We start from the raw sequence: 6,043 nt of genomic DNA, 5'->3' as shown, positions 1-6,043 counted from the left end.
GCTGTGTATAGAGAAGTTGCGAATTGTTAACCCTAGCTTTGCTAGGAAAATAAAATGTGATATTGTGACCACAAGGCCGTGAAAAACGGCCAGGTTTTCAGTTTTTTTAAACATCAGGTCGCTACATTCTACAGCTATTTTCGCTCAAAAAAAAACGATTTTCTAGGCCTTTCTATGACTTATCTTGTTGAACATCCTTCTACAACCTTTTATTCCTATACCGATACGGGGGTCGATCCCCTGAAAACCGCTCACGGAGTTTATATCACGGTTCACGGACATTTTTACCAACCACCGCGAGAAAATCCCTATCTAGACAGAATTGAACGGCAACCGAGCGCCCATCCCTTCCATAATTGGAATGAACGCATCCATCACGAGTGTTATCGTGCCAATGCTTTTGCGCGCATTTACAATGACCGGGGGGAAGTGATCAAAATAGTTAATAACTACGAATATCTCAGCTTTAACATCGGGGCTACCCTCATGTCATGGATGCAATCCCATGATCCCGAAGTTTACCAACGCATCCTGACAGCGGATCAAAAAAGTTGTCAACGCTTAAACGGTCATGGTAACGCCATCGCCCAGGTCTATAATCATATCATTCTGCCTCTAGCCAACAAACAGGACAAATACACCCAAATTCGCTGGGGAAAAGCCGATTTTCAGCATCGTTTCGGCCGGGATCCCGAAGGAATGTGGTTAGCGGAAACAGCCATTGATTTAGCCACAGTGACAGCTTTAATCGATGAGGGGATTAAATTCACCATTTTAGCCCCTTCCCAGGCCCTGCGCTGTCGTCCTTTCCCTAGCGACCAGGATCCTCATCCCCAATGGCACGCGGTGGCCGGAGGTCAAATCGATCCCACCCGTCCCTATCGCTGTTACATCCCCGATGGTCGTTATCTGGATATTTTCTTCTACGATGGTCCAATTTCTCGGGATATGGGCTTTAATGATGTCCTAGCCAGCAGTGATTTTCTCGTCGGTCGTCTGGGACAGGCAATTAAAGGGGATCATCGTCCCTCCCAGTTAATCAGCGTCGCTACCGATGGGGAAACCTTCGGCCACCACAAACAGGGGACAGAGAAGTGTCTTAGCTATGCTTTTACGGAATCTTTCCCAAAAAACGGCTGGACAGTCACCAATTTCGCCCATTATCTCAGTATTTGCCCCCCGACTTGGGAAGTGGAATTAAAACCCGTGACCGCTTGGAGTTGTGTCCATGGCGTAAATCGTTGGCAGGATGACTGTGGTTGCGGGGGAGGGGGAAATTACCAGCAAAAATGGCGTAAACCCCTGCGGGAGTCCCTAAATTGGCTCAGAGATGAGTTGATTAAGGTATATGAGATTCAAGGACAGGAATTTTTCCGCGATCCTTGGCAGACAAGGGATGACTACATTGCAGTTATTTTAGATCGATCCCCAGACGCGATCGAACATTTCCTCGCTGTGCATCAAAGTCGTAACCTGAGTAAAAGCGAGAAAATCGATGCTTTGCGTTTATTAGAAATGCAAAGACAAGCTTTATTGATGTTTACCAGTTGTGGCTGGTTTTTTGAGGAAATTTCTCGACCTGAAGGTACGCAAATTTTGAGATATGCTGGCCGGGCCCTGGAATTAGCCGGAGAAGTGGCTGGAATTCAATTAGAAATGAATTTCCTCAGTCGTCTAGCTTTCGCTCCCAGTAACGTTAAGTTATATCAAGATGGGGCCGATGTCTATCGACAATTGGTCACTTCTGCGCGGGTGGATTTGGAACAGGTGGCGGCCCATTACGCCATTAGTTCCCTATTTACCAATTATCCCAGTCATCATCGGATTTATTGTTACAATACCCGTCAATTAGATTATCAAAAACAAGCGATCGGGTCTTTAACTTTAGCAGTGGGACAGGTGGAATTAACCTCGGAAATTACCCAAGAAAGTGAACATTTTGTCTTTGCTGTTCTACATTTAGGAGGTTGGGATTTTTACTGCTGCATTCAACCGTTTAACAGTCGGTTAATCTATACCAATCTTAAGGATCATCTCTTTGAATCTTTACAACAGGCCAGTGTTTCGACCATGATCGTAGAAATGGGGCGCGGATTGGGAGAAAACTTCTTTGCTTTACCCCATCTTTTTGCCGATGAAAGACACCGGATCATGCAGAAGGTGACAGCCGAAACTAAAAAACGTCTCGATCAATTATACACCCAAGTTTATCGGGATAATTACGGCATTTTAGCGGCTTTCCAACGGGATGAGCTGCCCGTACCTCAAGAGTTACAGGTAGCGGCCGATATTGCCATTTCTCATCGTTGTTTACAGGTGATTAATGCCCTAGAAAAAGATTTTGAGCAGCGGCAAGCAACGGAAAATAATCTCGATCAATTATTTGCTATTGCTAAGGAGGCCAATCATTTACACTGTCAATTAAATATTCCCGAAGCGCGTCAAACCTTAGAAAGTTTGCTCTGGCAATCTCTTGGGAAATTATTACACGATGGTGATCCTTTAACGGCGGAGGAGGATACTCGCTTAATCACCCGTTTAATTGAAGTTAGCCAACAATTAAAGCTAGGATTATCCCTCGATCGCTCTCAGGAATTATACTATTATTACTTCCATGGTCGTCTAGTTCTTAATTCTTTGCGGTCCAATTCAATAGATGCTGCCTGTCCCTGGCCGATGACTCAATTAAAATGGTTATTACTATTAGGACAGGTGTTAAAAGTTGATGTGAGTATTTGGCTGTAAAATCAGTCAAAGGGTGGGCAATGCTCACCCTTTGATGATTAAGTGGGTTAGGCGATGATTGCCCTGGAACTCAGGTTAACCCAGAGACTAAACCCTTAGATTTATAATGGATCATAAGTCTCTCATCGAAGGTTTACATGACTATCACGCCGATTTATGCCGCCTCAGCCGGCACAGCAACCCAGTATCCCGATGCTTTTGGGCGTTTTGGACGCTACGGGGGCAAATACGTCCCAGAAACCCTGATGCCAGCCTTAAGTGAACTAGAAACGGCCTATAATCAGTATCAAGACGACCCCGATTTTCAAGAAGAATTAAATCAACTGCTCAAGGATTACGTCGGTAGACCCAGTCCCTTATATTTTGCCGAACGTCTCACCGCCCATTATGCCAAAGCTGACGGCACTGGGGCGCAAATTTACCTAAAACGTGAAGATTTAAACCATACCGGGGCCCACAAGATTAATAACGCCCTCGGTCAGGTTTTATTAGCCAAACGCATGGGTAAAAAGCGAATTATCGCCGAAACTGGGGCAGGACAGCACGGCGTGGCCACCGCTACGGTTTGCGCTCGTTTTGGTCTAGAATGCGTGATTTATATGGGAATTCACGACATGGAACGCCAGGAACTCAATGTTTTCCGCATGAGACTGCTTGGGGCGACGGTGCAACCCGTGGCCGCCGGGACAGGAACCCTGAAAGATGCCACCTCGGAAGCGATTCGCGACTGGGTAACAAATGTGGAAACCACTCACTACATCCTTGGTTCTGTGGCCGGTCCCCACCCCTATCCGATGATGGTACGCGATTTTCATGCGGTTATTGGTCAGGAAACCCGTCAGCAAAGTCTGGAAAAATGGGGCGGTTCACCGGATATTCTCCTCGCTTGCGTGGGGGGTGGTTCTAATGCTATGGGTTTATTTCATGAGTTTGTTAAAGAAGCTTCCGTGCGTTTAATTGGTGTTGAGGCCGCCGGGGAAAGTATCGCTTCCGGAAAACACGCCGCCACCCTTACCCAAGGTCAACCGGGGGTTCTACATGGAGCAATGAGTTATTTATTACAAGATAGCGAAGGTCAAGTTATCGAGGCCCACTCAATTAGTGCCGGTTTAGATTATCCCGGAGTCGGGCCAGAACATAGCTTTTTAAAAGATAGTGGTCGCGCCGAATATTACAGTGTCACCGACAAGGAAGCACTAGAAGCTTTTCAACGAGTTTCCCGTTTAGAAGGGATTATTCCAGCCCTAGAAACTGCCCACGCTTTAGCTTATTTAGAAACTCTTTGCCCACAAGTGACCGGTAGTCCTCGCATTGTGATTAATTTCTCTGGACGGGGTGATAAAGATGTGCAATCGGTGGCTAAATATTTATCAATGAATGGTTAACAGTTATCAGTTATCAGTTATCAGGCTCTTCTAGGTTCTGTGTGATAAGTTTAACTTACATAGGGTCTGCTGAATAATGGTAAAACCCTTTTAAAATAAGGCTTTTGACCTGTTAAAGTCCGATGTTAAGTGGGTGGGTGGAATTAACTATAAGATGAACGTAGGTTGGGTTGAAGCATGAAACCCAACGCCTGCTCATGTTACGCTACCGCTAACCCATCCTACAAATAATTGTGCCTACCTACTTATATCGTGCAAATGCGCTAGTATTTAACAGTAAAGCCAACCTAGAACGGCGGGGTTTCTGACCCAATTTTTCGATGAAAATTCTTCAGATTGTTCCTTCGATTTCCCTTGTTTATGGTGGCCCCAGTCAAATGGTACTCGGTTTGTCAGCGGCCTTGGCGCAACTAGGCCAAGATGTGACCATTATTACCACCGATTCCAATGGTGACACGGGACAAGCACCCCTAGAGGTGCCTTTAGGGGTCCCTGTTAGTCAAAATGGCTATCAAATCTATTATTTTCGCTGTTCTCCCTTTCGCCGCTATAAATTTTCCCTTGATCTGTTTACTTGGTTGGCAAATAGGGCAAAAGATTACGATATCGCCCATATTCATGCCTTATTCTCCCCAGTGAGCAGTATATCGGCTTCGATCGCTCGTTACCGTCAACTGCCCTATATTCTCCGTCCCCTAGGCACCCTCGATCCGGCAGATTTGCAAAAAAAACGGCAACTTAAACAAATATATGCCAATTTTCTGGAAAAACCCAATTTAGCGGCGGCGGCGGCAGTTCATTTTACCAGTGAGCAGGAGTGTCAAACTGCCGAAAGATTTAATATAAAAACTAAGGATATTGTCATCCCCCTAGGGGTAGATTTTTTTAACCCACAAGCTCTACCCGTGGGTTTTGATCTTCCCGAAAATAAACCGATCATTCTCTATATGTCCCGTCTTGATCCGAAAAAAGGTCTAGATTTATTGCTGCCCAGTTTAGAAAGGTTGTTAGAAAAAGGCCTAGATTTTCATTTTGTCTTAGCAGGAGGCAATCCCCAGGACAGGGAGTACGAAAATCGGATTAAAAATCAGATCGAGCGGTCAATATTGGGCAAAAATACGACAATTACTGGATTTGTCACTGGAGAAGCCAAAAATAGCCTCCTCGCTAGGGCTGATTTATTTGTTTTACCTTCCTACTATGAAAATTTTGGCATCGCAGTGGCAGAAGCTATGGCTGCCGGAATTCCCGTGGTTATCTCCGACCGGGTGGATCTATATCCTGCGGTAGCAGCAGCGGCTGCGGGATGGGTGACAGCTTGTCAGCTTGAGGATTTAACTAATACTTTGGCAACGGCTATCACTAATCCTGAAATTCGCCAACAACGAGGGAAAAATGCCAAGGATTTAGTCTTAAATCAATATAGTTGGTCAGCGATCGCTGAACAGCTGTTAACTGTCTATGAAAATCTAGACAGACGGATTAAGATTTAGGCCATGAGGATAACCAGCACTAAAAATGCCAGTAGGGTTAAACCTGATTGCAGAAAGACGGGAAGCGCAAAAGAGTTCATAACAGTAGCTCACTTTTCTAGGGATGGCTCTACTTCCAATATACGCTTTCATCTCCGCTAATTCCTCATATTTCCGTCCCCAATGTCATCATCTCATCATTTAAGTAGGTAGGCGTTAAAAATTATCAGACACCACCCTTATCAAGGGGGGACTATAGGGTAGGGTTGATTCATGAATCAACCCTACTATGAATCAACCCTAGTACTAAGGGGGGATCGAAGCTAAAATCCATTTTTAATTTAATTATAACCAGCTACTTATCAGTTATCTGTTTACTGTCTTGAGAGAACCATGGGATTAGGAGAAACAGACACCAGAGCCAAATTAATTGACCCCGTC

3 protein-coding genes are annotated in these 6,043 nt (G+C 45.1%); all 3 read left to right on the top strand.

Annotation, left to right across the window (positions count from 1 at the left end; all coding sequences use genetic code 11):
- The first annotated feature begins 174 nt into the window (after window positions 1-174).
- The 3 genes from PX481_RS08665 (at window position 175) to hpsP (ending at window position 5,623) form a co-directional block, all read left to right on the top strand.
- The gene (locus tag PX481_RS08665; RefSeq protein WP_288094400.1) at window positions 175-2,745 is read left to right on the top strand and encodes a DUF3536 domain-containing protein; all 2,571 of its coding nucleotides are present in this window, start codon (window positions 175-177) and stop codon (window positions 2,743-2,745) included.
- A 137-nt stretch (window positions 2,746-2,882) separates the two neighbouring features.
- A complete protein-coding gene (gene trpB / locus PX481_RS08660) occupies window positions 2,883-4,130 on the top strand; it encodes a tryptophan synthase subunit beta (protein WP_288058763.1) in 1,248 nt (415 codons plus the stop codon).
- Window positions 4,131-4,450: 320 nt separating this feature from the next.
- Window positions 4,451-5,623 carry a hormogonium polysaccharide biosynthesis glycosyltransferase HpsP gene (gene hpsP / locus PX481_RS08655; RefSeq protein ID WP_288094397.1) on the top strand — a complete coding sequence of 391 codons (1,173 nt, stop codon included), beginning with the start codon at window positions 4,451-4,453 and terminating at the stop codon, window positions 5,621-5,623.
- Window positions 5,624-6,043: the final 420 nt, after the last annotated feature.

The organism is Microcystis sp. M53603_WE2 (assembly GCF_030065435.1).
Note: the sequence above shows the minus strand (reverse complement) of the source record. Positions and strands in the feature narration are given on the sequence as shown.

Coding starts and splice junctions, on each gene's coding strand:
- PX481_RS08665 (WP_288094400.1), top strand. CDS start 175: ATGACTTATCTTGTTGAACATCCTTCTACAACCTTTTATTCCTATACC.
- trpB (WP_288058763.1), top strand. CDS start 2,883: ATGACTATCACGCCGATTTATGCCGCCTCAGCCGGCACAGCAACCCAG.
- hpsP (WP_288094397.1), top strand. CDS start 4,451: ATGAAAATTCTTCAGATTGTTCCTTCGATTTCCCTTGTTTATGGTGGC.